Below are 23,171 nucleotides of genomic sequence, written 5' to 3'. Positions count from 1 at the left end.
CAACTCGATTCCCCAGGACGGCCAGCCCCTGCCCCGCTTACCGGCGTGAACAGGTCTATCCACAGTCTGCGGGCAGCTGGATCCCCGTTATCCACAGGGTTAACGGGCGGTTGAGATAAGCGCGGCCGCGTCGTTGACGCAACGTTAACCCTTCTGGCTTGTTCTCTCTTCGTTCCGGGCGCAACGAAGGAGAATCCGATGCTGACCCAGGCGATTGCCGCACAGAAGGACCCGGGCTGCCCCGTCGACGCGATCAGCCGCGCCTATCTCGGTTTTGCCGGCGGCGATGCCGGCATCGCGCTCCGCTGCGCCATCGCCGACGCCCTGTCCGACCTGATGGACGCCGAGCGGCGCACCCGCGAGCGCAGCCGCCTGATCTCGCGTGGCTACATCCGCGAGGCACCGGTCACTGCCGGCAAGGCCGAAAGCTGAACGGTCGCTGCAAGTCCACTTCAGCTTCGATGCAGGCAATCCTAGGCATTCTGTCTCGCGTAATCGGGATCGCCCCGGTGATCCCGCGCTTCATTCGGAGTCAGGTCATGAGACGGATCGCTGTGCTTTCGGCCGCCGCGCTGATCGGCGCGGGGACCCTCGCTTCCACCGCCGCCGAGGCGCGCGGCGGTGGCGCCATCGCGGCGGGCATCATCGGCGGCCTCGCGGCTGGCGCCGTGATCGGCGCCGCGGCCCAGGCCCACCCCGCCTACAGCTATTCTTACGGCTCGCCCTATGACGGCTACGGGCCGACCCCTGTGGTGGTCCGGCCACGCCCGGTCTATCGCGCCTACGAGGACGTGGAGTCGGCCTACGCGACCCGGCGGGTGGTCACCTACGAGCGCGTGCCGGTCGGCTACGGCCATCGGCGTTGGCACGACGACCCGGATTGCGACGACGATGATGGGTATGGCCGCCGCTACCGCGGCTGGTGAACCGGACCGACGACGCGATGGTGACGATCCGGGTGATCCGAGTCGGGCCGCCCGGACCCGGCTTGCGGAAAGCGGCCGGTCGGATAGCCCGCTCCGCGGCGTTGAGGGAACGGGTGGACCGAGGCAACGCAAGGCACGCCTGCGCCGCAGCAGCGTACCCGATCGATGCTTGGTCGGGTACGGTTCCCGCCCCAGTCGGCACTGATCCAACGGCCTCGACGAATCCATGCTGGTCCATGAAGGCGAGACGCGCAGCTTCGAGGCGGATCTGAACCTGTCCTGGTCGCTGGCCGCTGTGGCCGGCGCCCTGAACACGGCGGGATTCTACGCCGTCGGCTTCTACGCCTCGAACATGACCGGCAACGTCTCGGCGATCTCCGACCGGGCCGGCACCGGCGACCTGATCCTCGCCGTCAAAGCGCTGCTCCTCGTCGTCCTGTTCGTGCTAGGTGCCGCGACCTCGACGCTGCTGATCCGTCGTCGGCGTCGCCAGGCGCGCCATGATGCCTATGCCTACAGCATCTGCGCCGAGGCCTGCTTGCTCGCCGCGATCGGCCTCGTCGCCCTGCCGCTGGCCGAGCCCGCCCGGGGGGAGGCCCTGGTGTTCGCCCTCAGCTTCGTCCTGGGCCTGCAGAATGCCGTGGTGACCAAGATCACCGATGCCCGGGTGAGGACCACCCATGTCACCGGCATGGTCACCGATATCGGCATCGAGCTCGCGCGCTGGCTGGACCGCAAGACCGGCGATCCCCTGGCGAAGCGCCACGACCCGGACAAGTTGCGGCTCCACCTGATGACGGTGGGCGCGTTCCTCGGCGGCGGATTGGTGGGCGTGCTGGCCTATCGCACGGTCGGCGTGGGGCTGCTTTTCGCTACCGCGGCGATCCTGATGCTGCTGGCGGCCCCGGCGCTCGGCGCCCGCCGCTCGGCCGCGGCGGAGTGACCGGCGCGGCGTTCAGGCCTTGATGTTGAGGAGCTGGCCGCTCATGCGGTCGGCGGTGCGCGCCACGGCGGCGTTCAGCGCGAAGGACGTCCGCAACCCGATCAGATCGGCAACGGTACTGGACAAGTCGACCTGCGCGGCGGGCGGCAGGGCCGCATCCCCGGCCGGCGCGCCGATCTCCGCGACCTTCTGGGCTGCCGTCCCGAGCCGGTCGGTCGCCCGGGTCATTCCGGCGGTGGCCGTCTGAAGCGCGTCGATCATCACGGGGTCTCCTGCCAAGGATTGTGACAGGGAGACGCGAGGCAACCGTTTCGCGGTTCCGTAAAATGCGAGGCACCACGGCGATTCTGCGGGCAAGCGACGAGGCAGGCCCGCGAGCTGATGGCCGGATCGCCCTCCGTGTCGGGCGTCAGGCTCGGAGCATTACGAATCGCCGACGACGCCGGCCTCGTCCTGGGCCTGAAGCACGTCGGGGCGCGGCATCGAGATGATGTTGTAGCCGGCATCGACGAAATGGACCTCGCCGGTGACGCCGCCGGAGAGCGGCGACAGCAGGTAAAGGGCCGAGCCGCCGACATCGTCGAGGCTGACGGTGCGGCGCAACGGTGCGTGGGCGCGCTGGTGGTTGAACATCAGGCGGGCGTCGGCGATGCCGGCCCCGGCCAGCGTCCGCATCGGGCCGGCCGAGAGCGCGTTCACCCGGATGCCGTCCGGGCCGAGATCGCTCGCCAGGTAGCGCACCGAGGCTTCGAGGGCGGCCTTGGCCACACCCATTACGTTGTAGTTCGGCATCACCCGGGTCGAGCCGCCGTAGGTGAGCGTCAGCAGGGAGCCGCCATCCTTCATCCGCTTGGCGGCCCGCTGGGCGATCTCAGTGAACGAGAAGCACGAAATCGTCAGGGTCCGGGCGAAGTTCTCGCGGGTGGTCACGTCGACGTAGCGGCCCTTGAGCTGCGCCTTGTCGGAGAAGCCGATGGCGTGGACCACGAAGTCGAGCTCGCCGTCGAAGCGCTCGTCCAGCGCCGCGAAGGTGGCGTCCACCGAGGCGACATCCTCGACATCGCAGGGCAGGACGATGTCCGAATCGAGCCGCGCCGCCAGGGGGGCGACCCGCCGCCCCAGAGCCTCACCCTGATACGTGAAGGCGAGCCGGGCGCCGTGGGCGTGGAGGGTCCGGGCGATGCCCCAGGCGATCGAATGATCGTTGGCGACGCCCATGATCAGGCCGCGCTTGCCCGCCATCAAACCTGTCATGCCGACTCACATTCCGTACGAGCACGCCGCCCCCGGATACGGGGACGGGCCGCGACGCGGTCGAACAACCTGCTCGCGACACAGGTGCCTTAGCGCGGCTTCTCGCGCGCTCCAAACCGGGCGGCCCTCGGCAGGCGCCAAAAAAAAGCCCCGCCGGAGGGCGGGGCGTTCATCGCAGCATGAAGGGCTGTCTAAAAATACCCGTCCGTGTGGGAGCGGGCTTCCTCGATCAACGCCTGCTTGGCGTAGATCGCGGCGCAGCCTGCGATCATCAGGCCGCTCAGTGCTCCGATCAGGAACGTACCCATCGCCACCGCCCTTCTCAACGACCGGTAAACGTCGCCCCGGTCTCGGTGGTTCCGGGATGACACAGTCAAGCGTCGACGTGCTTCAGAACCAAAGTCGCGTTGGTGCCGCCGAAGCCGAAGGAATTTGTCAGGACGTGGCCGAGCTTGGCCCCGTCCCGGCGCTCCCGGAGGATCGGCATGTCGGCGAAGGCGGGATCGATCGTGTCGATATGCGCGCTCTCGCAGATGAAGCCGTTCTGCATCATCAGCAGGCTGTAGATCGCCTCCTGCACGCCGGTGGCGCCCAGCGAGTGGCCGGTGAGCGATTTGGTCGCCGAGATCGGCGGGCAATCCTCACCCCGGCCGAATACCTCCCGGATCGCCTCGATCTCCTTGTCGTCGCCCACGGGGGTCGAGGTGGCGTGCGGGTTGATGTAGTCGATCCGGGCGCCCTTCAGGTTCTCCATGGCCTGGCGCATGCAGCGCACCGCCCCCTCGCCCGAGGGGGCGACCATGTCGTGGCCGTCCGAGGTGGCGCCGTAGCCCGCGACCTCCCCGTAGATCCGGGCGCCGCGGGCCTTGGCGTGCTCCAGCTCTTCGAGGACCAGCACGCCCGCGCCGCCGGCGATGACGAAGCCATCGCGGTTGGCGTCGTAGGCGCGCGACGCCCGGGCCGGCGTGTCGTTGTACTTCGACGACATGGCGCCCATGGCGTCGAACAGCGACGACAGGGTCCAGTCCAGATCCTCGCAGCCGCCGGCGAAGATGATGTCCTGGCGGCCGCCCTGGATGATCTCGGCGGCGTTGCCGATGCAGTGGTTGGAGGTCGCGCAGGCTGACGAGATCGAATAGTTCACGCCGCGGATCTTGAACCAGGTGGCGAGCGTCGCCGAGGCGGTCGAGGACATCGCCTTCGGGACCGCGAACGGGCCGATCCGCTTCGGGCCCTTGTCAGCGGTTATCGCCGCGGCATCCACGATCACCCGGGTCGAGGGACCGCCCGAGCCCATGATGATGCCGGTGCGCTCGTTGGAGATCTCGGCCTGCTCCAGGCCGGAATCGCGGATCGCCTGATCCATGGCGACGTGGTTCCAGGCGGAGCCGCCGCCGTGGAAGCGCATGGCCCGCCGGTCGACCATGCCCTCGGGATCGAGGCTGGGCTTGCCGGAGACTTGGCTACGGAAGTTGTGCTCGGCATAGCTCGCATCGCGCGCGATGCCCGAGCGGGCCTCGCGGAGGGAGGCGAGCACCTCCTGCGTGGTGTTGCCGATGGACGAGACGATGCCCATCCCGGTGATGACGACGCGGCGCATGGTGGTGTCGATACCTCCGTCGCGGCGTCGGTCGCCCGCGCCGCGTCCTGGTCAGCTAAGGTGACGCGGACATAATCTCAACTGCCGAGGGCGTCCGGCGTTGCGCGCCGGGTGTGAAACACGCCCTCGAAACGCGGTTCGATCAGCTTTGGAACAGGCCGACGCGCATATCCTGGACCTGGTAGACGCGCTCCCCGTCCGCCTCGAGCCAGCCGTCGCCGATGCCGAGCACCAGCTTGCCCTGGCGGACGCGCTTCACGTCCACATTGTAGACGACCCGCTTCATGGTCGGCAGGACCTGGCCGGCAAGCTTCACCTCGCCGACGCCGAGCGCCCGGCCGCGGCCCGGCGAGCCGAGCCAGCCGAGATGGAAGCCCAGCATCTGCCACAGGGCATCGAGGCCCAGGCAGCCCGGCATGACCGGATCGCCCTGGAAATGGCAGGGGAAGAACCAGAGGTCGGGGCGGATATCGAGCTCGGCGGTCACGTGACCTTTGCCGTGGGCGCCGCCCTCCTGCCCGATACTGGTGATCCGGTCGAACATCAGCATCGGCGGCAGCGGAAGCTGAGCATTCCCGGCGCCGAAGAGTTCGCCGCGCCCGCAGGCCAATAGATCCTCGTAGGAATAGTGCGACTTACGGCTCGCGGCCTGTGCTGGCGTCTCGGCGTCTTGCGGCATGAAGGTGGCTGTTTCCTCTGAACTCTCTTGGCGGGCGGCCTTGCGGTGCGCGGCCCTGGCCCGGTTGTTCGGCGCGCGGGTTAGCATGGGGCGCAGCGCCTTCAAAGCCATCAACGACTTCGGAGGGGGCGAGACGGGTCGGCAAGCGCCTTGGGTTGCGACCGCATGACCACTTCCGTATAGTATGACGAATCCCATTCCTACAGGGTCCTCGTCGAGCGTTCAGTCCCGAAATGTCCGAACTGCTGCCACTCCAGGCGATCCTCAACGGCCGGGTCCCCGCCCCCCAGCTGGAAGCCAACGGCATGCCGCGTCGCGGCTGTCCGCTGTCCGATCTGCGCGATCGTCTGCGTCGGGCTGGATTGCGCCCGACCCGTCAGCGCTTGTCGCTGGGTTGGCTCCTGTTCGGCCGCGGCGACCGCCACCTGACCGCCGAGATGCTCTACGACGAGGCGATGCGCGCCAAGGTGCCGGTGTCGCTGGCCACCGTTTACAACACGCTCCATCAGTTCACCGAGGCCGGCCTGCTGCGTCAGCTCGCGCTCGACGGGTCGAAGGCCTATTTCGACACGAATCCGAGCGAGCACCACCACTTCTACCTCGAGGACGAGAACCAGGTGATCGACATGCCGGATTGCGGCATCACGGTCGATTCCCTCCCCGAGGCCCCCGAGGGCATGGAGATCGCCGGCGTCGAGGTGATCGTCCGTCTCCGCCGCGCCCGCCCCGCCGGCCGCCGCCAGAGCTGATTTTTCGGGGGGCTTCGGCCGCTCGCGTTGAGGTTAAGCCGCTCGGTTTCGGGCGGCTTTTTTGTTACGCGTGTGTTCTGGGCCGGATAAGGGCCAAGCCTAACCCCAAGCGCGTCTCCCTCCCTCCCCGCAGAGGCTGATACGTTCACACATCGGGGTCGGCAGGATCCACGGGAGACACCGCGGCTCTCCCTCCCCCCCTGCGGGGGAGGGTGGCCCCCGGAAAGGGGGTCGGGAGAGGGGAGCGACGGTGCAGAACGGGACTTCGCCCGTCATGTCGGTCGCGCCCTTTCCTGAACCCGGGTTCCCCTCTCCCGACCCGGCCTAACGGCCGGCCCACCCTCCCCCGCAGAGGGGGGAGGGAGACGCGCCTGGGCCCGGCCGTTGCTTCCTTCCGGCAACGATGGGCGAACGTCATAGGCCGCTTGTGGAGTGGGACTCCGCGCCTCGTCCTGGCACACAATCCCGTCTGTCGATCAAAAGACTCGCCGCCTGTCAGGATGACGGGGCGAGCGGGAAATTCCGCGTCTTCTCGACCCCGAAAAAACTATTCCACCACTTCGTTCGGATACACGCCCCAGAGGCGGTTCTGGCGGATGTAGCCGTCCACGTCCCGGCGGTTAGGGAGCGTCACGATCACGCGGCACCACGTGCCGGTGCAGCTCTTCACGCTGCCGATAACGCCGGTCTGGAGGCGGGCCTCGTCCGCGGCGCCCTCGTCGGCCTTGGCGCGCAACGAGACCGCGGCCTTCTCCGGGCCCTTGTCGGGGCCGGCATTGACGATCGCGGTGCGGCGGCCCGACAGGAGCGAGTGCAGCACCCAGCCCTCGGTGCCCTCCGAGTCGCGGATCCGCCGCCAGGTCTCGAACTCGCCGACGATCTCCACCGGCAGGCCGGCGCGCTGGAACACCCAGAGGGTGCGGTGATCCTTGGAGGGCCCTTCCCGCAGGTTGACGCGGTCGGTCTTCAGGCTGGCGTAGCGTGGCAGCGGCAGCTTGGTGACGGGGCCGATCCCGGTCTCGGGCGAGGCGACCGGCGGGGCCGCACCGGCACTGACCAACCCGCTCAGAAGCAGCGCCGCGACGGCGAAGCTCAGGCGTGACGCGCGCATGGTCCTCTCCCACTCCCGACCCGACGAGGCCCGGCGGAGTCGCCTCCGACCAGCCGCTCGGATTCCGTATCCTGATTCCCGGGGCGTCCCGAGACCCGGCCCTCCTCTTTCGAGGAGTAGCCGGAGCAGCCCGGGAGGTCGCGATCGCGGCCCGTCGATGCGCGGATCCTGCCGGCATCCGATTGTGTTCCGGCCCACCTCTGGTAGAGAGGCCGATGGGTCGGAACAGGCTCCGGGACCGGTGCCTCGCACCGGACCTGTCTGGCCGAGTTCGGTTAACGGACGCTTGCTGACGGTGGTCCGGGTCCATCGGGCAGGGATCGCCAACACGGCCGCGAGGCTGACGGGGAGAGAGACGTGTCGAAGCGCAAGCCGCTGGTGGTCGTGACGCGGCGCCTGCCGGATGCCGTCGAGACGCGGATGCGCGAGCTGTTCGACGTGCGCCTCAGTCCCGACGATGCCGCCATGCCGGCGGACGCCCTCGCGGCGGCCCTGCGCGAGGCCGATGTGCTGGTCCCCACCGTCACCGACGAGATCGATGCCGGGCTGCTCGCCCAGGCCGGCCCGAACCTGCGGCTGATCGCGAATTTCGGCAACGGCGTCGACCATATCGACGTGGCCGCGGCGCTCGAGCGCGGCATCACGGTCACCAACACCCCCGGCGTCCTGACCGAGGACACCGCCGACATGACCATGGCGCTGATCCTGGCGGTGGCCCGCCGAGTCACAGAAGGCGCGCGGATCATCCCGGACGACGACTGGACCACGGGCTGGTCGCCGACCTGGATGCTGGGCCGGCGGATCACAGGCAAGCGGCTGGGCATCGTCGGCATGGGCCGGATCGGCCAGGCGCTCGCCAAGCGCGCCCGCGCCTTCGGCCTCCAGGTCCATTACCACAACCGCCGCCGGGTCCCGGCCGCGATCGAGAGCGCGCTCGACGCGACCTACTGGGAATCCCTCGACCAAATGCTCGCCCGGGTCGACATCGTGTCGGTGAACTGCCCGCACACCCCGGCGACCTACCACCTGCTCTCGGCCCGGCGCCTGAAGCTGCTCAAGCCCGAGGCGATCGTGGTCAACACCGCCCGCGGCGAGGTGATCGACGAGAACGCGCTGGCCCGTCTGATTGAGGCTGGCGACGTGTCGGCGGCCGGCCTCGACGTGTTCGAGCAGGAGCCCGCGGTGAGCCCCCGCCTCGTGAAGCTCGCCCGCCAGGGTAAGGTCGTGCTGCTCCCGCATATGGGCTCGGCCACCTACGAGAGCCGCACCGACATGGGCGAGAAGGTCATCATCAACATCAAGACCTTCATGGACGGCCACCGCCCGCCGGACCGAATCCTGCCGAGCATGCTGTGATCCTGAGCAGCGGCGCATCTACAGCGCGTCGCTGCGGGCGGCCAGGGGCTGCGGATCGCTCCGCACACTCTGAAACAGCCGCTCGCTGGTCAGCTTGAGGAAGTAGAACCCGAATTCCGGGTTCTGGTAATAAAGCTGCTTCACGTCGGAATAGGACACGCACAGCGCGTTGCCGGCCTCGATGCAGATCAGCGAGGCGGTCCGGGTGTTGCCCGGGGCGAGCAGGCCGAGCTCGCCGACGATGCCGCCGGCGCGCACCTCGATCCCGACCTCCGGGATCCGGAAGGCGCCGCTCTCGACATAAAACATCTCGCCGGCCGGCTCGCCTTTGCGGAACACAACCTCGCCGATGCCGAACGGGCGCTGCGATCCGAACGGCCGCAACCATTCGAGGGACAGGGTGCCGTCTGCGGCGGTCTCAACATCGCGCACCAGGCGCATCATCTGCCACAGCCGGTAGGCGTTGAACGGGATCTGGATCGCCTCGGTGAGCACCACCGGCATGCTGCCGATCAGGATTCCGTAGGTGATCACGGCGCAGCTGGCGCAAAGCGAGATGATCCGAAGCGGGATCATGGTGCTCATCGCCGAGGCCGAGATGGTCAGCGCGGTGCCGAGATAGCCGATCCCCTCGATCCAATCCACGCGCGCCTCCTCCCTCGCTCCACCTTGAGCGGGATGCCCGTCCCGTCGGGCTCCGGCAAGATCCGCGACCGCGGGGCGCGCGTGTGCAGTTCAGCCTGTGCCTATGCGGATACGCTCGGCGGCGGCCGCGGCGGCGCGGGTGCCCTCCTCGTAGGCGCCGCCGACCGTGCCCCATTGCAGCCGCGACAGCGCCTCCCCGGCGAACCAGACCGTGTCGGCGAGCGGCGCGTGCAAAAATTCGCGGGCCGGCGCGTGGCCGGGGGGCACCACCGCCCAGGAGCCGCGGGACCAGGGATCATGCCGCCACGCGCTCACCGCCGGGATGGTCAGGTCGCGCAGCCGCGCCCGGCCGAACTGCTCGGCCAGCACCGCGCGGACATGGCGGCGCACGCCGTCCGCCTCGGAGCCAGCGGCGTCCAGCGCCTCCGCCTCATGCACATCGAGCTCGTAATAGTGGAACGGCGTGCCGTCGATCCGGGTGAGCAGGCCCGCGGGCGAGCGCCGGGCGCCGTGGATCGCCGCCAGCCGGTCCCGGCCCCGGAACGGGCTCGACGGCCAGTGCAGCACCGCGTGCTCGTAAAGGCCGGTGGAAAAGCCGTCGATCGCCGCCCGGACCGCGTTCGGCAGCGGCGGCGAGAAGGACGGCCCGTCGCGCAGCACCATGACCGGCACGGTCACGATCACCGCCCGGGCGCGGTACTCCGTTCCGTCGGCCGTCTCCACGCGCACGCGCCTGTCCGACCAGTCGATGCGGGTCACCGGGCTCGCGAGCGCCACCGGCAGATCGTTGGCGAGGCGGGCGAGATAGCTGCCGTAGCCGCCGGCCAGAAAATAGTTCTCGCTGTATTCGAGGCTCGGAAAATCGTGCAGCGACACCTCGTCAAGCGACCGGCCCGAGACCAGCCCGTGGACCTGCGCCACCCGGGCACCCCAGGGTCCGAGGCCCGGCGGCAGAGCGCTCTCGGCCGGACGGTCGGGCCCTGGCTGCGCCGCGCCGCGTGTCATGGCTTGGTCGGCCCGGTCGAAGGCCCGGGCATTGGCCCGGATCTCGTCGGGCCGGCCCCGGCGGCGCTCGACCCAGACATGGCTCTCCTGGGGCGCCAGCTTTAGGCGCTCCCCGCGCGCCCGGCCGAGCGCCACCAGCGGGTTGATCGGCCCGGCATGGAGCCAGTGCGCCCCGAGATCGAGGGCATGCCCGCGCACCGACACCGTGAAGGCCCGGCCGCCGATCCGGTCGCGGGCCTCCAGCACGGCGACGCGCACGCCCCGCTCCACCAGGGTCCGGGCCGCCCCGATCCCGGCGGCGCCGGCGCCAATCACCAGCACCTCGGGATCCTCGGGCAGCGGCGCGAGGCGGGGCCGGTAATCCGGCGCGCGCGGCGGATCCGCCGAGCGCAGCTCGGCTTTCCAGGGGGAAACCGTCGAGGTCGAGGCCGTCATCCTGGCGTCCTGCACGCGCGCTCCTGTCCGCTCGCTCCGGTGCGGCGGCGCCCGGCCTTGCGCCGGTGGCCGCACCCCTTCACAACGCTGCCGCGCCGCCTCCGGCGCTAGCCGGAAACCTCGCCCGATGCTCGTCGAGTCCGCCACGGCGGCTTTGCGCCAGACCTTCTCCCCGCCCTTGCGGGCGATCTTGTGGAAGTCCCTGGGCCTGACACTCGGGCTCCTGGTCCTGCTCTGGCTCGGCCTGACCCGCCTGGTCCAGGCGTTCCAGGCGAGCCACCACATCTCCGCCCAGTACCCCATCCTCGACAGCCTCGCCTACTACCTCGCGGGGTTCGGCCTGTTCGTGGTGCTGGCCTATCTCATGCCGGCGATCTCGATCCTGGTGGCGGGCTTTTTTCTCGACGATGCCGCCGCGATCGTGGAGCGCACGGACTTCCCCAACGATCCCCCCGGCCGGCCGATGCCGCTCGGCACTGCGATGTTCTACGCCGTGCGCTTCGCGGGTGTGACGCTGCTGGTCAACCTGGCGGCTTTGGTAATCTTCTTCGTGCCGGTGATCGGGATCGCGGCATTCTTCGGCGCCAACGCCTACCTGCTCGCGCGGGAATACTTTGAGATGGCGGCGGCGCGGTTCCGGCCGCTTCCAGAAGCCGCCGAGATGCGCCGGACCTTCGCGGTGCGGACGCTTAGCGCAGGCTGCCTGATGTCGGCGATGATGATCGTGCCGATCCTCAACCTGCTGACGCCGCTGTTCGGCATCGCCCTGATGGTGCACCTACACAAGCGCCTCAGCGGGCGTCGGCAACTGGCGGCTCCGGTCCCGCGATAGGGGATGCGTCGAAGCCTGGCTCTGGTCGGCACGGGTTTCGGCCGCTACCTTGGCTTGAACCCGGCGGCGCTCCGGGGCGGAGAGCCGATCGATGAAGGCGTACGACGCGGCGCAGGACGGGGATCGCGAGATCCCCCCGCCCCCGGGCAAGGGGCCGTTCCTGCTCGTAGTACTGCTCGGTCTCGGCTTGGTGGGCTACGGCGGTTACAATCACTGGCAGCGGGACGTCGAGGCCACCGCGACGCTGGAGCGGATCAAGACCCTGGTGCCCATGGTCCGCACAATCGTCGCGGAGCGGTCGGACGGCCCCCTCGATCTGACCCTGCCAGGTGAGACCCAGCCCTTCACCACCGCTGCGATCGCGGCCCGGGCCACCGGCTACATCGCCGAACGGCGGGTCGATATCGGCTCCCGGGTCAAAGCCGGCGACCTGCTCCTGCGCATCGCCGCCCCGGATCTCGACCAGCAGCTGGCGCAGGCCGAGGCGCAAGTCGGCCAGCTGAAGGCGCAATTGCTCCAGGCCCAGGCGCAAGTCGAGCAGGCCCGCGCCAACGTGAACCTCGCCAACCTGACCAACAACCGCACTTCGACGCTGGCCGTCCAGGGCTGGGCGTCGCGCCAGAACGCCGACACGTCGCAGGCGAGCGTGCTCTCGCAGGCCGCGGCCCTGGCGGCCGCCGAGGCGGGCGTGAAGGTCGCCACCGCCAACATCGCTTCGCAGGAGGCGGCCGTGGACCGGCTGAAGGCGCTCACCTCGTTCGAGCGGGTGGTCGCGCCCTTCGACGGCGTGGTCACGACCCGCAACGTCGATGTCGGCGATCTGGTCAAGGCCGACAATGGCGGCACGCCGCTGCTGAGCATGGACCAGGACAGCACCCTGCGCATCACCGTGAATGTGCCGCAGACCAACGCCGTCGGCGTTAAGCCGGGCCTGGAGGCCGAGATCAGCGTACCGCAAATCCCCGGCCGCCGCTTCGGCGGCTTCGTCGAGCGCAGCTCGGTGGCCTTGAACGCCACGTCGCGCACCCTGACCACCCAGGTCGACGTGCCCAATCCCGACCGGGCCCTGCGGGCCGGGCTCTACGCCTACGTGACCCTGAAGCTTCCCCGGACCGACCAGAGCGTCACGGTGCCCGCCGAGGCGACTTTGTTCAACGCCAAGGGGTTCCAGGTCGCCGAAGTTGGCGACGACGACCGGGTGACCTGGCGGACGGTCAAGGTGCGACGTGATCTCGGCCGAACCCTCGAACTCGAATCGGGCCTCGCCGCCGACAGCCACATCATCTTCAGCCCGCCCCCGGAGCTGCGCGACGGCCAGACGATCGAGCGCGTGAAGCCCGCGCCGCAGGTGAAGCCGATCCGGGCGGCGGAGCGGTAAGGGCTTTCGGGTGTTAGCGCCAAACGTCTTGACGCCCCTCCCAACCCCTCATCCTGAGGCGACGAAGCGAAGCGGAGGCCTCGAAGGAGCCCTCCAGGGATCGTAACGGCTTCTGGAGGGCTCCTTCGAGGCCCGCTGACGCGGGCACCTCAGGAACAGGGGGCGGTGGGATCGATGCTGCTGTACGCGTCGACCGTCATTGCGAGCGCAGCGAAGCAAACCAGGGAAACGCTGCATCAGGAGATCGCGCGCCGTACTGGGTTGCTTCGCTGGGCTCGCAATGACGGAGAGAAATCGAACCGCGACAGGATCCCCGTCAAACGGGTCTCAATTCACCCGCACCACCAGCTTCATCTTGGGATGAATGCCGCACAGCACTTGGAACGTCCCCTTCTCGGTGAAGGTCACGGGCGTGCGGCTGCCCGGCTCCTGGTCGCCGGAATCGAAGCTGAACGTGTCCGATTCGACGAAGACGTGGTGCAGCAGGTCGCTGTCGTCGTTGACGAACATCACCGTCTCGCCGCGGCTCAACGAGATGTTGCCGGGCTGGAAGGCGCGGCCCTTCTGCGACACCAGGAGCCCGGAGGCTTCGAGGTCGCCAATCAGAATCAATCCGCAGATCATCCCGAGGGCCATGGCGAGCGCCGCCGGCAGGACCGACTTCCAGCGGAGCGATACGGTCAAACTTGGCGCTGCGGAGGCCATGCTATTCCCCGGGGCTGACCCGGGAGTTCTACCGGGAATTTTATTGAGAAATCATTTTCGGGATGCCGCACGTTCCGGTTCATCCGGCTGTTTACCGGTCAATCCCGCCGCCAAAATGATTATCCACGCGTTGAATGCGCGGTTGGCGCAGCTAATCACGTCTTAACATGTAGCAATTACGGTTCGCTGGACCTGTCATGCGGCGGCCCGGTGCGATGCGAGACCCCGAGAGAGCGACGGACGAACGGACGCCCTTGGGTCTGACGCGTCTTGCGCGCGGCATCACGGGCCTGTCCACGACGATCCGCGGCCGGATCTTCGTCGCCTTCCTCGGCATGAGCCTGCTGTCCGGCGCGCTCGGCCTCTACGCCGTCGTGGCGATCTCGCATGTTGGGGTGCTCGTCAACCGCACCTATGACGAGTCGCTGATGTCCATCAATTACGCCCGGGCGACCGCGGCGGATTTCGCCAAGATGCGCAGCGCCTTCGCACGCCGGACGCATGTCCGCGATGCCGCCGCTGCGACCAAGCTCGACGCCGAGATCGCCGAGCTCTCGACCACGCTGGCCGAAGACCTGACCATCGCGGTGGAGCGCTCGCAATCGGACCGGTCGGTGCGCACGGCCGGCGCCGTGCAGGCCGCGGTGGCAGCCTGGGAAGAGATGCGCCGCAGCCTGGATCCGGCCACGGCACGGCCCGAGCGTTGGGACGCCCTGGACCAGCAGGCCAACGCGGTTGACAGCCAGATCGACCTCCTAGTGAACTACACCGCCGGCGACGGCTTCACGTTCCGGCAGGCCGCCCGGATGCTCGTCGCCCGGGAGATGCACGTCAACGCCATCGTCGCCGGGCTGGCGGTGTTCGCCTGCGCGCTCATCGCGTGGCTGCTCAACCGCCGCATCACCGGCCCGCTGGCGGACGCCTCGGTGGCGGCGGAGCGGATTGCCAGCGGGCGCCTCGACGATCGGATCCCGGCCGGCGGCCGGGACGAGCTCGGCAGCCTGCTCCGCTCCATGGCGGTGATGCGCGACAACATCCAGGCAATGATGCAACGTGAGGTCAGCCAGCGCCGGGTCGCCGAAGCACTGGTGACCGACGCGCTCCAGTCCTCCCGCGAGGGCGTGGTCGTGGTCGATGCCGAAGGTGGCATCGCGCTCGCCAACGCCCAGGCCCTGCGCTTCTTCCACGGGCTCGAAGCCGCGATCGCGGCCGGCGTGTCGCTGTCGCGGCCTGCCGAGGAATCGGGCACCGAAACCCTCGACGAGTGCTTCAGGGCCCTCGCCCGCGACGGCGAGATCCGGCTGGCGGATGGGCGCTGGCTGCGGGTGAGCCGCAGCGCCACCCAACAGGGCGGCTTCGTCGCCGTGTGCAGCGACATCAGCCTGCTCAAGGAGCAGGAGGACCGGCTCACCGAGACCAACCTCCGGCTCGACGCGGCTCTGGACAACATGTCCCAGGGCCTGTGCCTCTACGATGCCCAGCACCGCCTGATGGTGGTGAACCGGCGCTACAGCGAGATCTACGGCCTGCCCGCCGGCGTAATCGTCCCCGGCATTTCGGCGCAGGACGTGCTGCGGGCGAGCCTTGCGGCCGGCAACCATCCGGGCTGCGATCTCGCCTCGCTCCTCCGCCAGGAGCACGAGGCGCATCGCGGCGGCACCTGGCACACGCAGTTCCAGGAGCTGAGCAACGGCCGCACCGTCTCGATCGACCGGCGTGAGACCGCCGATGGCGGCTTCGTGGCGACCTACGAGGACGTCACCGAGCGCCGCCGCGCCGAGGCCCGCATCGCCTTCCTGGCCCACCACGACACCGTGACCGGCCTGCCGAACCGGGAGGCGCTGGGTCAGCAGATCGAGATGGCGGTGGCCCAGGCCGGGCGCGACTCGGGCTTCGCGGTCTTCGCCATCGATCTCGACGATTTCCGGCCGGTCAACGAGATGCTCGGCCACGGGATCGGAGACGAGCTGCTGGCGGCGGTGGGCGAGCGGCTGACCGCTTGCGTGCGCGAGATCGACTGCGTCGCCCGGCTCGGCGCCGACGAGTTCATCGTCGTCCAGCGCGGCGTCGACCGGCCCGAGGAGGCCGCGGTGCTGGCCCGCCGGATCATCGAGGTGCTGAGCGCACCCTACAGCCTGAGCAGCCACGAGATCAGCGTCGGGCTGACCATCGGCATCACCCTGGCGCCTGGCGACGGCGCGAGCTGCGAAAAACTCCTGAAGAATGCCGAGGTCGCCCTCGACCGCGGCAAGACCGAGGCGCGGGGCTCGTTCCGGTTCTTCGAGCCCGAGATGGATGCCCGCCTCCAGGCCCGGCGGATCCTGGAGCGCGACCTGCGCGACGCCCTCGCCCGCGAGGCTTTTGAGGTCTACTACCAGCCAATCTACAGCCTCGGCACCGACCGGATCTGCGGCTTCGAGGCCCTGCTGCGCTGGGACCACCCGACCCGCGGCTTCGTCTCGCCAACCGAGTTCATCCCGATCGCCGAGGAGCTCGGCTTGATCGTCCCGCTCGGCGAATGGGTGCTGCGCCGGGCCTGCGAGGAGGCCGCCCGCTGGCCGGACGGGCTCAAGGTCGCGGTCAACGTCTCGGCGGTGCAGTTTACCTCGGCGAGCCTCGTCACCGCGGTGCGGGAGGCGCTGCGCCGGACCGGGCTACCCGGCCGCCGCCTGGAGCTGGAGATCACCGAATCGGTGCTGGTGGCCAATCCCGGCGCGACCACGGCGATCCTGCACAGCCTGAAGGCGCTGGGCGTGCGGGTCTCGATGGACGATTTCGGCACCGGCTACTCGTCGCTAAGCTACCTGCGCAGCTTCCCGTTCGACAAGATCAAGATCGACCAGTCCTTCGTCCGCGACCTGTGCGTGAAGGACGGGACCGATTTCATCGTCCGGGCGGTGATCGGGCTGGGCTCCAGCCTCGGCATGACGACCACCGCCGAGGGCGTAGAGACGGAAGCGCAGCTCGCGCATCTGCGCGCCGAGGGATGCGACGAGATCCAGGGCTACCTGATCAGCCGCCCGGTCCCGGTCTCCCAGGTCGCCGAGGTGATCAACCGCTGGAACGGCGCCACCCGGGCCATCGCCTGAGGGGCCCTCCCCCGCTCGGGGGAGGGTTACGCGGCGTGCCTTACTCCGCCGCGTCGAGGCGCGGGCGCTCGTTGTGGCTGCGCTCGGCCTTGACCAGCTCGGCGGTGCGGAACGCCACTTCCAGCGCCTGCTCCGCGTTGAGGCGCGGGTCGCAGTAGGTGTGGTAGCGATTCTGCAGGTCGTCGGCGGTGACGGCCCGGGCGCCGCCGGTGCACTCGGTCACGTCCTTGCCGGTCATCTCAAGATGGATGCCGCCCGCGAACGTGCCCTCGGCCCGGTGGACGCCGAAGAAGCCCTCGATCTCCTGCATCACCCGGTCGAACGGCCGGGTCTTGTAGCGGCCGGCTGCGACGGTGTTGCCGTGCATCGGGTCGCAGATCCAGACCACCGACCGCCCTTCCCGCTCCACCGCCCGGATCAGGCCCGGCAGGTGGTCGCCGACCTTGTCGGCGCCGAACCGGCAGATCAGGCTGAGCCGGCCGGGCTCGTTCTCCGGGTTGAGCAGGTCGATCAGCCGGATCAGGCCGTCCGCCTGCATGGACGGGCCGCATTTCAGGCCGATCGGGTTCTTGATCCCGCGGGCGTACTCGACATGCGCGTGATCCGGCTGCCGGGTGCGGTCGCCGATCCACAGCATGTGCCCGGAGGTCGCGTACCAATCGCCGGTGGTGGAGTCGACGCGGGTCAGCGCCTCCTCGTAGCCGAGCAGCAGGGCCTCGTGGCTGGTGTAGAAATCGGTGGTCCGCACCTCCGGATGCGTTTCCGGATTGATGCCGATCGCCCGCATAAAGTCGAGCGCATCGGTCATGCGGCCGGCGACATCTTGGTAGCGCGAGGATTGCGGCGAATCCTTCACGAAGCCCAGCATCCAGCGATGCGCGTTCTCCAGGTTGGCGTAGCCGCCGGTGGCGAAGGCGCGCAGCAGGTTCAGGGTGGCGGCCGATTGCCGGTAGGCCTCGAGCTGCCGGCGCGGGTCCGGCGTGCGGGCCTCCTCGGTGAAGCCGATGCCGTTGACGATGTCGCCGCGGTAGCTCGGCAGGCTCACGCCGTCGAGGGTCTCGGTGGGCGAGGAGCGCGGCTTGGCGAACTGCCCGGCGATGCGCCCGACCTTCACCACGGGCGAGCCGCCCGCGAAGGTGAGCACCATCGCCATCTGCAGGAACACCCGGAAGAAATCGCGGATGTTGTCGGCCGAATGCTCGTCGAAGCTCTCGGCGCAATCGCCGCCTTGGAGCAGGAAGGCTTCGCCCGCCGCGACGCGTCCGAGCGCCGCCTTCAGCTTGCGGGCCTCACCTGCAAAAACCAGCGGCGGAAAGCTCGCAATCTGGGTCTCGACCGCCTGCAGCGCCGCCGAATCCGGATAGGCGGGGACCTGCTGGATCGGCAGGTTCCGCCAGTTCTTCGGTGTCCAACGCTCGGCCATGACCTCTCTCCGCGCACATCCTTCGTGCGATCGCGCATGACGCGCGAAGCGCGGCTTATAGAGAGGTTCCCGGAAGCATGCGAGTGGCGGATTCCTGAGGGCTGGCAGGAGCCTGAAGCAGAGTTGCTTGGTTCATGTCCGGGCGATGTCTTCGCGGCGGGTGGTCTAGACGCCGACCGATCCGAGCAAGACATTCTCACCTTTACGCGTCTGGGTTCTCTCCGAAGCCTGAAAGCCATGCTTCGTCATCCCGGGGCCGCGCAGCGGAGCCCGGGATCCAGAAACTCAGGCGGCGCAAGGTCTTGCGCCGCTGGCGGCTCTGGAGTCCGGGCTCGCCTGCGGCGCCCCGGAATGACGGGCTGGTTTAGCCTGCGGTGTGAGTCAGCGCCGAAAGCTGAACAGCATCGTTCACGGATACACCCAGGCTTCCCTCCGCCGCCGCGTGCTCAAGCTTCGCCGTCCTCAACCTCGATCCCGTGTTCGGCCAGAATCCAAAAGATCGCTTCCAGATCCTCCGCGGAGACGTCGCGGGGCGGGAGGGCTTCTTCGAGATCGTCGTAGGTCAGGCAGCGGCTGCGCTGGGTCTCGGCTTTCGCGAGCAGCCGGTCGATCGCCCGGCGGATGTCGGCGGGCAGCGCATCGTGGCTCGGCACCCGGTAGGTGAAGGCCGGCCGCAGGGCGTCGGCCAGCAGGCCGTCGATGATCGCTTGGCGACGCGCGTGCGCGTCGTCCTCGCGATTGTTCTTGCCTGCGCCCTGCTTGCCCATGACCCTGATATGGCTCGGCCGCGCACCGCGTCGAGACCCCGCGACGCGGCGAACTTAACCGACGCCTACGGGATGCTTGGTCACCTCCGGCACCCGCATGGTCACGAGCTCCTCGGCGGCTGTCGGATGGACCGCGATGGTGCGGTCGAAATCCGCCTTGGTCGCGCCCATGGTGACGGCGATGCCCACCGCCTGGATCACCTCACCGGCATCGTGGCCGAAGATATGGACGCCGACCACGCGATCGGTGGCGCAATCGACCAGCACCTTCATGAGGATCCGCTCCTCGCGACCCGAGAGCGTCGCCTTCATCGGCCGGAACCGAGACTTGTAGACGTCGATCTTGCCGTAGATTTCCCGGGCGGCGGCCTCGGTATGGCCGACGATGCCGATCTCGGGGGTCGAGAACACCGCGGTGGGGATCAGGCGGTGATCGACGCAGGACGGCTTGCCGCCATAGACCGTGTCGGCGAAGGCGTGGCCCTCGCGGATCGCCACCGGCGTCAGGTTGGCCCGGTTGGTGACGTCGCCGACCGCGTAGATCGAGGGGACCGGGGTCTGCGAATAGGCATCCACCGGGATCGCCCCGATGGAATCGGTCTCGATCCCGACCTTGTGGAGGCCGAGCCCGGCGACGTTCGGGCGCCGGCCGGTGGCCACCAGCACCTGGTCGCAAAAAATCTCCGCGCCGTCGTCGAGGCGGGCGCAGAGGCCGCCGTCGCGCCGGTCGATCCGGGCCAGGGTGCGGCCGAGCCGCAGGTCCATGCGCCGGCCGTAGGCCTCGGCGAGGGCGTCGCGGACCTCGTCGTCGAAGCCGCGCAGCAGCCGGTCGCCCCGGTGGAGCAGGGTCGTGCGGCTGCCCAAAGCTGCGAAGACGCCCGCGAACTCCACCGCGATGTAGCCGCCGCCGATCACCAGGATGCGCTCGGGCAGGGTCTCCAGCTCGAACACCTGGTTGGAGGTGATCGCCAGCTCGATTCCCGGCACCGCGGGCTCCTTCACCGGGTGCGCGCCCACCGCGATCAGGATCCGCTCGGCCCGCACGGTCCGGTTCGAGCCGAGCAGGCGGATCGTGTGCGGATCCTCGATCACCGCGCGCTCGGGCACGATCTCGACGCCGGCGCGGATCAGGTTGGTGTCGTAGATGCCTTCGAGGCGGGTGACCTCGGCGTCGCGACGCTGCTTCAGCACGCTCCAGTCGAAGCGCGCGTTCTCCACCGTCCAGCCGAAGCCTGCGGCGTCCTCGAACTCGTCGGCGAAGCGGCCGGCATAGACCATCAGCTTCTTCGGCACGCAGCCGCGGATCACGCAGGTGCCGCCGACCCGGTACTCCTCGGCCAGCATGACCTTGGCGCCGTAGCCCGATGCGATGCGGGCGGCGCGGACGCCCCCTGAACCGCCTCCGATGACGAAGAGGTCGACGTCGTAGGCGCTGCTCATGCGGGGCCGTCCATCTTAGGGATCGTCGCGGCGTGGGGCGTCGCCGCCTCACGCATCCAGGTGATGGCAGCGCCGAGCCCGGCCGTCCACCACGCCGCCCAGCCATTGTGCTCAACGAACGCGATCGCCGCCGCGCAGGCGATCAGGCCGAGGGCCGCTGCGCGGTCGGGCTGCTTCAGGGCGGCAACGCGGCCGAGCATCAGCATCAAGACCAGGGCGCCGAGCAGCGCGCCGGGCAAGCCCAACTCGGCCCAGGCCTGCAGGAAGCTGTTATGCGGGTGGCCGACCCGGAGGAGGACCCGCATCTCCGGCGCGACCGTGCCGGCCACCGGGGTCTCGGCGAAGCGCGCGCTGGTGCCGAACCCGGCCCCACGCCACGGATCGGCCGCCACCGCGGCGCCGAAGCTGCGGGCGATGGCGACCCGCGCCCGGGAGGAGGATTGCACCAGACGCTCATGCGCCGCCTCCGGCATGAGCTTGGCGAGGAGGTCGCCCTCCACCGGGGCGAGGGCCACGGCGAGGCCGAGGCCGATTCCCGCCAGCCCGATCCCAACCCGCATCGGCAGAAGCCGCGTCAGGGCGAACAGCCCGGCCCCTGCCAGCAAACCGAGCTGGGCGGCGCCGCTGATCGAGCGCAGGACGCCCAGGGCGCCGAAGGCTAGGGTAGCGAAAGCAAGGCCCCGGGCGCGAGCCCGCCAGAGCACGAGGGCCACCGGGCCGGCCACGAGATCGAGGGTCAGGGCCGGCCGGTTGTGGACGAAGGCCGCGATCCGGCGCCCGAGCGCCCGTTCCAGTGCCAGATCGGAGGCGAGGTCGATGGCGATGATCAGGCCCGCCAGCACGATCGCCCCGGCGGCGAGGCGGGGTGCGAAGGCCGGGATCCGGCCCGGGGCGAGGCAGGTCAGCAGGTAGGCGGCGATCAGGGTCGGCAGGAACTCGCCGAGTAACCGCAGCGCCGCGCCGGGGAACGGCGTCCAAGCGAAGGAGACGAGGCACCAGGCCAGGAAGCCGAGCGCCGCGAGGCCGAGCGGCGTACCGAGGGGGGCGAGGAGGCGTGGCGCGAGGGTGCGGCGATCCTCGAAGAAGCGTCCGACCAGGAAGGCGAGCGCTGCGAGGCCGATGACGGCCGGGCTCGACCGGTTGGCGAGCACCATCGCCAGCGGCAGGATTGCGAGCAGGACCGCGCCCGCCGCGTAGAGACGGTTGGCGCGCTTTTCAGAGGCTGCTGGGCCGTTTGATCGCGCTCGCATGAGGTTCAGGGACAACGGATATCCAAACCATTCCCCTCATCCTGAGGTGCGAGTGCAGCGAGCCTCGAGGGAGCTCTCCAGCCGGCCGCGTGATCCCTGGAGGGCTCCTTCGAGGCCTCCGCTTCGCTCCGTCGCCTCAGGATGAGGGCGTGAATGGGACAGCCTGAGCTGAAGCCGATCTCACGACGGCCCAGCCCCTCACTGCAGCTGGTGCCCGCGCTTGCCCATCTCGGCCCGCACCCGGACCATGACGTATTCGGACACTTCCTGCGTCCAGTCCTGCATCTCCTGCACCATCTCGTCGAGGAGCTGCGGCTGGGCCTCGACGTAGTGCTTGCCGGCCGGTGAGCGGAAGAAGGTCGCGATTTCCTTCAGCTCGGGCTCCGGAAACTTCGCCGCGTAGGTGCGGGCGGCGATGTCGATCATGCGCTGCTTCTGCAGCTCCATCTCCGGCTGAAGAGAGGTCAGGACCTCGTCGAGATCCTTGGTCAGCTCGGGCCGGGTCACGGTCTGCTTGCGGATCTGGTCGGCGAAGGCCGGCAGGACCGAATCGAACGAGCGGGCGATGCCGGAGCTGAGCATCACTTCCCGGGCCAGCGCCAGGTGGCTCGCTGTGTAGGTCGGCGTCGCGGCGGCGGGTGTGTTCGGCTGCGCAGCGGGCTTCGCGGGCGCCGACTTGTTCGCTTGGGCCAAGGCAGCCGGCGGAAGGATCGTGACTGCGGCGAGGGCGAGGCCGAGCGCGGCGGTGAGGCGTCGGGACATGCTGAACGTTCCTGCGAGGAGTATGGCGCTTCAGACCAAGCTGCCGAGAACGGTGACCTCGGCCTGCCCGTCCCGGTCCGCCGCCAGGATCGCGGCATCGGCGATGCCGAGGAACAGGCCGTGCTCGACCACGCCCGGCACCGCCCAGAGGGCGGCGCCAAGGGCGTCAGGATCGGGGATGGCGCCGAGATGGGCGTCGAGGATGTGATGTCCGCCATCGGTGAGGATCGGCTTGCCGGCGGGATCGCGCCGCAGCCGGACCGGGCCGGTGCAGCCCACCCGGGCGACGGCCGCTTCGACCGCCCGGTGCGTGGCGGTGAGGCCGAACAGGTTCACCTCGATCGGCAGCGGGAAGGCGCCGAGCCGGGCGACGTGCTTGGCCGCGTCGGCGATCACCACCATGCGGCGGCTGGCGCAGGCGACAATCTTTTCCCGCAGGAGCGCAGCCCCGCCGCCCTTGATCAGGCGCAGCTGGTCGTCGACCTCGTCGGCGCCGTCGATGGTCAGGTCGAGCTCGGGCAACTCGTCGAGCGTCGCGAGGCGGATGCCGAGGCCCTCGGCCTGCAACCGGGTCGCTTCCGAGGTCGGTACGCCGACGATGTCGAGCCCGGCCCGAACCCGTTCGCCGAGCAAGGCCACGAACGCCGCTGCGGTCGAGCCGGTGCCGAGGCCGAGCCGCATGCCGGGCTCGATCAGCTCGAGGGCGCGCGCGGCGGCGGCCCGGCGCAGGTCCGGCCCGCTCAAGGCCGGGCCGTCCGGTCGACGGGATGAATCGTGAGGGCGCGCATGCGGGGCAGCCGGTCTTCCTGAGAGAGTCGCGCG

23 protein-coding genes are annotated in these 23,171 nt (G+C 69.4%); 8 read left to right on the top strand and 15 right to left on the bottom strand.

Annotated features, from left to right (window positions below; genetic code table 11):
* The first annotated feature begins 198 nt into the window (after positions 1-198).
* The 3 genes from BM228_RS12780 (at position 199) to BM228_RS12770 (ending at position 1,869) form a co-directional block, all read left to right on the top strand.
* Positions 199-432, top strand: a complete 234-nt coding sequence (locus BM228_RS12780) for a hypothetical protein (protein ID WP_092040755.1) — start codon at positions 199-201, stop codon at positions 430-432.
* A 107-nt stretch (positions 433-539) separates the two neighbouring features.
* Positions 540-926 (top strand): hypothetical protein, encoded by a 387-nt coding sequence (locus BM228_RS12775; protein ID WP_244537129.1) that lies wholly within the window; start codon positions 540-542, stop codon positions 924-926.
* A 226-nt stretch (positions 927-1,152) separates the two neighbouring features.
* Positions 1,153-1,869: a YoaK family protein gene (locus tag BM228_RS12770; protein ID WP_092040752.1), complete on the top strand. Its 717-nt coding sequence runs from the start codon at positions 1,153-1,155 to the stop codon at positions 1,867-1,869.
* Between the two features lie 12 nt (positions 1,870-1,881).
* Here the strand turns inward: BM228_RS12770 and BM228_RS12765 are convergent, their stop codons facing one another.
* The 5 genes from BM228_RS12765 to fabA form a co-directional block, all read right to left on the bottom strand.
* Positions 1,882-2,130, bottom strand: a complete 249-nt coding sequence (locus tag BM228_RS12765; RefSeq protein ID WP_092040750.1) for a flagellar protein — start codon at positions 2,128-2,130, stop codon at positions 1,882-1,884.
* 162 nt (positions 2,131-2,292) lie between these two features.
* Positions 2,293-3,123: an enoyl-ACP reductase FabI gene (gene fabI, locus BM228_RS12760; protein WP_092040747.1), complete on the bottom strand. Its 831-nt coding sequence runs from the start codon at positions 3,121-3,123 to the stop codon at positions 2,293-2,295.
* A 191-nt stretch (positions 3,124-3,314) separates the two neighbouring features.
* A complete protein-coding gene (locus BM228_RS35830; RefSeq protein WP_279606099.1) occupies positions 3,315-3,437 on the bottom strand; it encodes a hypothetical protein in 123 nt (40 codons plus the stop codon).
* 59 nt (positions 3,438-3,496) lie between these two features.
* Entirely contained in the window at positions 3,497-4,723 is a 1,227-nt protein-coding gene (fabB, locus tag BM228_RS12755; protein ID WP_092040746.1) for a beta-ketoacyl-ACP synthase I, read from the bottom strand.
* A 142-nt stretch (positions 4,724-4,865) separates the two neighbouring features.
* On the bottom strand, positions 4,866-5,402 hold the full coding sequence (gene fabA / locus BM228_RS12750; RefSeq protein WP_092040743.1) for a 3-hydroxyacyl-[acyl-carrier-protein] dehydratase FabA: 537 nt from the start codon (positions 5,400-5,402) through the stop codon (positions 4,866-4,868).
* A gap of 233 nt (positions 5,403-5,635) precedes the next feature.
* Here fabA and irr point away from each other — a divergent pair, with 233 nt between their 5' ends.
* Positions 5,636-6,151: a Fur family transcriptional regulator Irr gene (gene irr / locus BM228_RS12745; protein ID WP_007559805.1), complete on the top strand. Its 516-nt coding sequence runs from the start codon at positions 5,636-5,638 to the stop codon at positions 6,149-6,151.
* A gap of 547 nt (positions 6,152-6,698) precedes the next feature.
* On the opposite strand, the gene BM228_RS12740 is transcribed toward irr, so the two are convergent.
* On the bottom strand, positions 6,699-7,262 hold the full coding sequence (locus tag BM228_RS12740; protein WP_092040741.1) for an SH3 domain-containing protein: 564 nt from the start codon (positions 7,260-7,262) through the stop codon (positions 6,699-6,701).
* Between the two features lie 357 nt (positions 7,263-7,619).
* On the opposite strand from BM228_RS12740, the gene BM228_RS12735 reads away from it, so the two are divergent.
* Complete coding sequence (locus tag BM228_RS12735; RefSeq protein ID WP_092040738.1) at positions 7,620-8,618, top strand: 2-hydroxyacid dehydrogenase; 999 nt, start codon at positions 7,620-7,622, stop codon at positions 8,616-8,618.
* Positions 8,619-8,636: 18 nt separating this feature from the next.
* Here BM228_RS12735 and BM228_RS12730 read toward each other — a convergent pair whose 3' ends face one another.
* Both BM228_RS12730 and BM228_RS12725 read right to left on the bottom strand, forming a co-directional pair.
* A complete protein-coding gene (locus BM228_RS12730) occupies positions 8,637-9,263 on the bottom strand; it encodes a cyclic nucleotide-binding domain-containing protein (RefSeq protein ID WP_092040735.1) in 627 nt (208 codons plus the stop codon).
* 90 nt (positions 9,264-9,353) lie between these two features.
* Positions 9,354-10,703: a flavin monoamine oxidase family protein gene (locus BM228_RS12725; protein WP_244537128.1), complete on the bottom strand. Its 1,350-nt coding sequence runs from the start codon at positions 10,701-10,703 to the stop codon at positions 9,354-9,356.
* Between the two features lie 127 nt (positions 10,704-10,830).
* On the opposite strand from BM228_RS12725, the gene BM228_RS12720 reads away from it, so the two are divergent.
* Both BM228_RS12720 and BM228_RS12715 read left to right on the top strand, forming a co-directional pair.
* Complete coding sequence (locus BM228_RS12720; RefSeq protein ID WP_092040732.1) at positions 10,831-11,535, top strand: sulfate transporter family protein; 705 nt, start codon at positions 10,831-10,833, stop codon at positions 11,533-11,535.
* A 91-nt stretch (positions 11,536-11,626) separates the two neighbouring features.
* Positions 11,627-12,913 carry an efflux RND transporter periplasmic adaptor subunit gene (locus tag BM228_RS12715; protein WP_092040730.1) on the top strand — a complete coding sequence of 429 codons (1,287 nt, stop codon included), beginning with the start codon at positions 11,627-11,629 and terminating at the stop codon, positions 12,911-12,913.
* Positions 12,914-13,240: 327 nt separating this feature from the next.
* Here the strand turns inward: BM228_RS12715 and BM228_RS12710 are convergent, their stop codons facing one another.
* Positions 13,241-13,597, bottom strand: a complete 357-nt coding sequence (locus BM228_RS12710; RefSeq protein WP_425284937.1) for a cupredoxin domain-containing protein — start codon at positions 13,595-13,597, stop codon at positions 13,241-13,243.
* Between the two features lie 236 nt (positions 13,598-13,833).
* On the opposite strand from BM228_RS12710, the gene BM228_RS12705 reads away from it, so the two are divergent.
* A complete protein-coding gene (locus BM228_RS12705) occupies positions 13,834-16,707 on the top strand; it encodes an EAL domain-containing protein (RefSeq protein ID WP_092041012.1) in 2,874 nt (957 codons plus the stop codon).
* Positions 16,708-16,747: 40 nt separating this feature from the next.
* Here BM228_RS12705 and BM228_RS12700 read toward each other — a convergent pair whose 3' ends face one another.
* The 6 genes from BM228_RS12700 to rpiA form a co-directional block, all read right to left on the bottom strand.
* Positions 16,748-18,130, bottom strand: a complete 1,383-nt coding sequence (locus BM228_RS12700; protein ID WP_092040725.1) for a class II 3-deoxy-7-phosphoheptulonate synthase — start codon at positions 18,128-18,130, stop codon at positions 16,748-16,750.
* Between the two features lie 446 nt (positions 18,131-18,576).
* Positions 18,577-18,897: an RNA polymerase sigma factor region1.1 domain-containing protein gene (locus BM228_RS12695; RefSeq protein ID WP_092040722.1), complete on the bottom strand. Its 321-nt coding sequence runs from the start codon at positions 18,895-18,897 to the stop codon at positions 18,577-18,579.
* Between the two features lie 54 nt (positions 18,898-18,951).
* On the bottom strand, positions 18,952-20,337 hold the full coding sequence (gene gor / locus BM228_RS12690; protein WP_092040719.1) for a glutathione-disulfide reductase: 1,386 nt from the start codon (positions 20,335-20,337) through the stop codon (positions 18,952-18,954).
* Positions 20,334-21,587: an O-antigen ligase family protein gene (locus tag BM228_RS12685; protein ID WP_092041009.1), complete on the bottom strand. Its 1,254-nt coding sequence runs from the start codon at positions 21,585-21,587 to the stop codon at positions 20,334-20,336. Before BM228_RS12685 ends, gor begins: the two co-directional genes overlap by 4 nt.
* 198 nt (positions 21,588-21,785) lie before the next feature.
* Positions 21,786-22,349 (bottom strand): DUF2059 domain-containing protein, encoded by a 564-nt coding sequence (locus BM228_RS12680; protein WP_092040716.1) that lies wholly within the window; start codon positions 22,347-22,349, stop codon positions 21,786-21,788.
* A 30-nt stretch (positions 22,350-22,379) separates the two neighbouring features.
* On the bottom strand, positions 22,380-23,093 hold the full coding sequence (rpiA, locus tag BM228_RS12675) for a ribose-5-phosphate isomerase RpiA (protein ID WP_092040713.1): 714 nt from the start codon (positions 23,091-23,093) through the stop codon (positions 22,380-22,382).
* Positions 23,094-23,171 lie beyond the last annotated feature (78 nt).

This window comes from Methylobacterium pseudosasicola (assembly GCF_900114535.1).
GTDB classification, from domain to species: domain Bacteria; phylum Pseudomonadota; class Alphaproteobacteria; order Rhizobiales; family Beijerinckiaceae; genus Methylobacterium; species Methylobacterium pseudosasicola.
The sequence above is the reverse complement of the archived record's forward strand: the minus strand, read 5'-3'. Positions and strand labels throughout refer to the sequence as shown.

Excerpts from the sequence above, each read along its gene's own strand:
- BM228_RS12780 (WP_092040755.1), top strand. The coding sequence starts at position 199 with ATGCTGACCCAGGCGATTGCCGCACAGAAGGACCCGGGCTGCCCCGTC.
- BM228_RS12775 (WP_244537129.1), top strand. The coding sequence starts at position 540 with ATGAGACGGATCGCTGTGCTTTCGGCCGCCGCGCTGATCGGCGCGGGG.
- BM228_RS12770 (WP_092040752.1), top strand. The coding sequence starts at position 1,153 with ATGCTGGTCCATGAAGGCGAGACGCGCAGCTTCGAGGCGGATCTGAAC.
- BM228_RS12765 (WP_092040750.1), bottom strand. The coding sequence starts at position 2,130 with ATGATCGACGCGCTTCAGACGGCCACCGCCGGAATGACCCGGGCGACC.
- fabI (WP_092040747.1), bottom strand. The coding sequence starts at position 3,123 with ATGACAGGTTTGATGGCGGGCAAGCGCGGCCTGATCATGGGCGTCGCC.
- fabB (WP_092040746.1), bottom strand. The coding sequence starts at position 4,723 with ATGCGCCGCGTCGTCATCACCGGGATGGGCATCGTCTCGTCCATCGGC.
- fabA (WP_092040743.1), bottom strand. The coding sequence starts at position 5,402 with ATGCCGCAAGACGCCGAGACGCCAGCACAGGCCGCGAGCCGTAAGTCG.
- irr (WP_007559805.1), top strand. The coding sequence starts at position 5,636 with ATGTCCGAACTGCTGCCACTCCAGGCGATCCTCAACGGCCGGGTCCCC.
- BM228_RS12740 (WP_092040741.1), bottom strand. The coding sequence starts at position 7,262 with ATGCGCGCGTCACGCCTGAGCTTCGCCGTCGCGGCGCTGCTTCTGAGC.
- BM228_RS12725 (WP_244537128.1), bottom strand. The coding sequence starts at position 10,703 with ATGACGGCCTCGACCTCGACGGTTTCCCCCTGGAAAGCCGAGCTGCGC.
- BM228_RS12720 (WP_092040732.1), top strand. The coding sequence starts at position 10,831 with ATGCTCGTCGAGTCCGCCACGGCGGCTTTGCGCCAGACCTTCTCCCCG.
- BM228_RS12715 (WP_092040730.1), top strand. The coding sequence starts at position 11,627 with ATGAAGGCGTACGACGCGGCGCAGGACGGGGATCGCGAGATCCCCCCG.
- BM228_RS12705 (WP_092041012.1), top strand. The coding sequence starts at position 13,834 with ATGCGAGACCCCGAGAGAGCGACGGACGAACGGACGCCCTTGGGTCTG.
- BM228_RS12700 (WP_092040725.1), bottom strand. The coding sequence starts at position 18,130 with ATGGCCGAGCGTTGGACACCGAAGAACTGGCGGAACCTGCCGATCCAG.
- BM228_RS12695 (WP_092040722.1), bottom strand. The coding sequence starts at position 18,897 with ATGGGCAAGCAGGGCGCAGGCAAGAACAATCGCGAGGACGACGCGCAC.
- gor (WP_092040719.1), bottom strand. The coding sequence starts at position 20,337 with ATGAGCAGCGCCTACGACGTCGACCTCTTCGTCATCGGAGGCGGTTCA.
- BM228_RS12685 (WP_092041009.1), bottom strand. The coding sequence starts at position 21,587 with ATGCGAGCGCGATCAAACGGCCCAGCAGCCTCTGAAAAGCGCGCCAAC.
- BM228_RS12680 (WP_092040716.1), bottom strand. The coding sequence starts at position 22,349 with ATGTCCCGACGCCTCACCGCCGCGCTCGGCCTCGCCCTCGCCGCAGTC.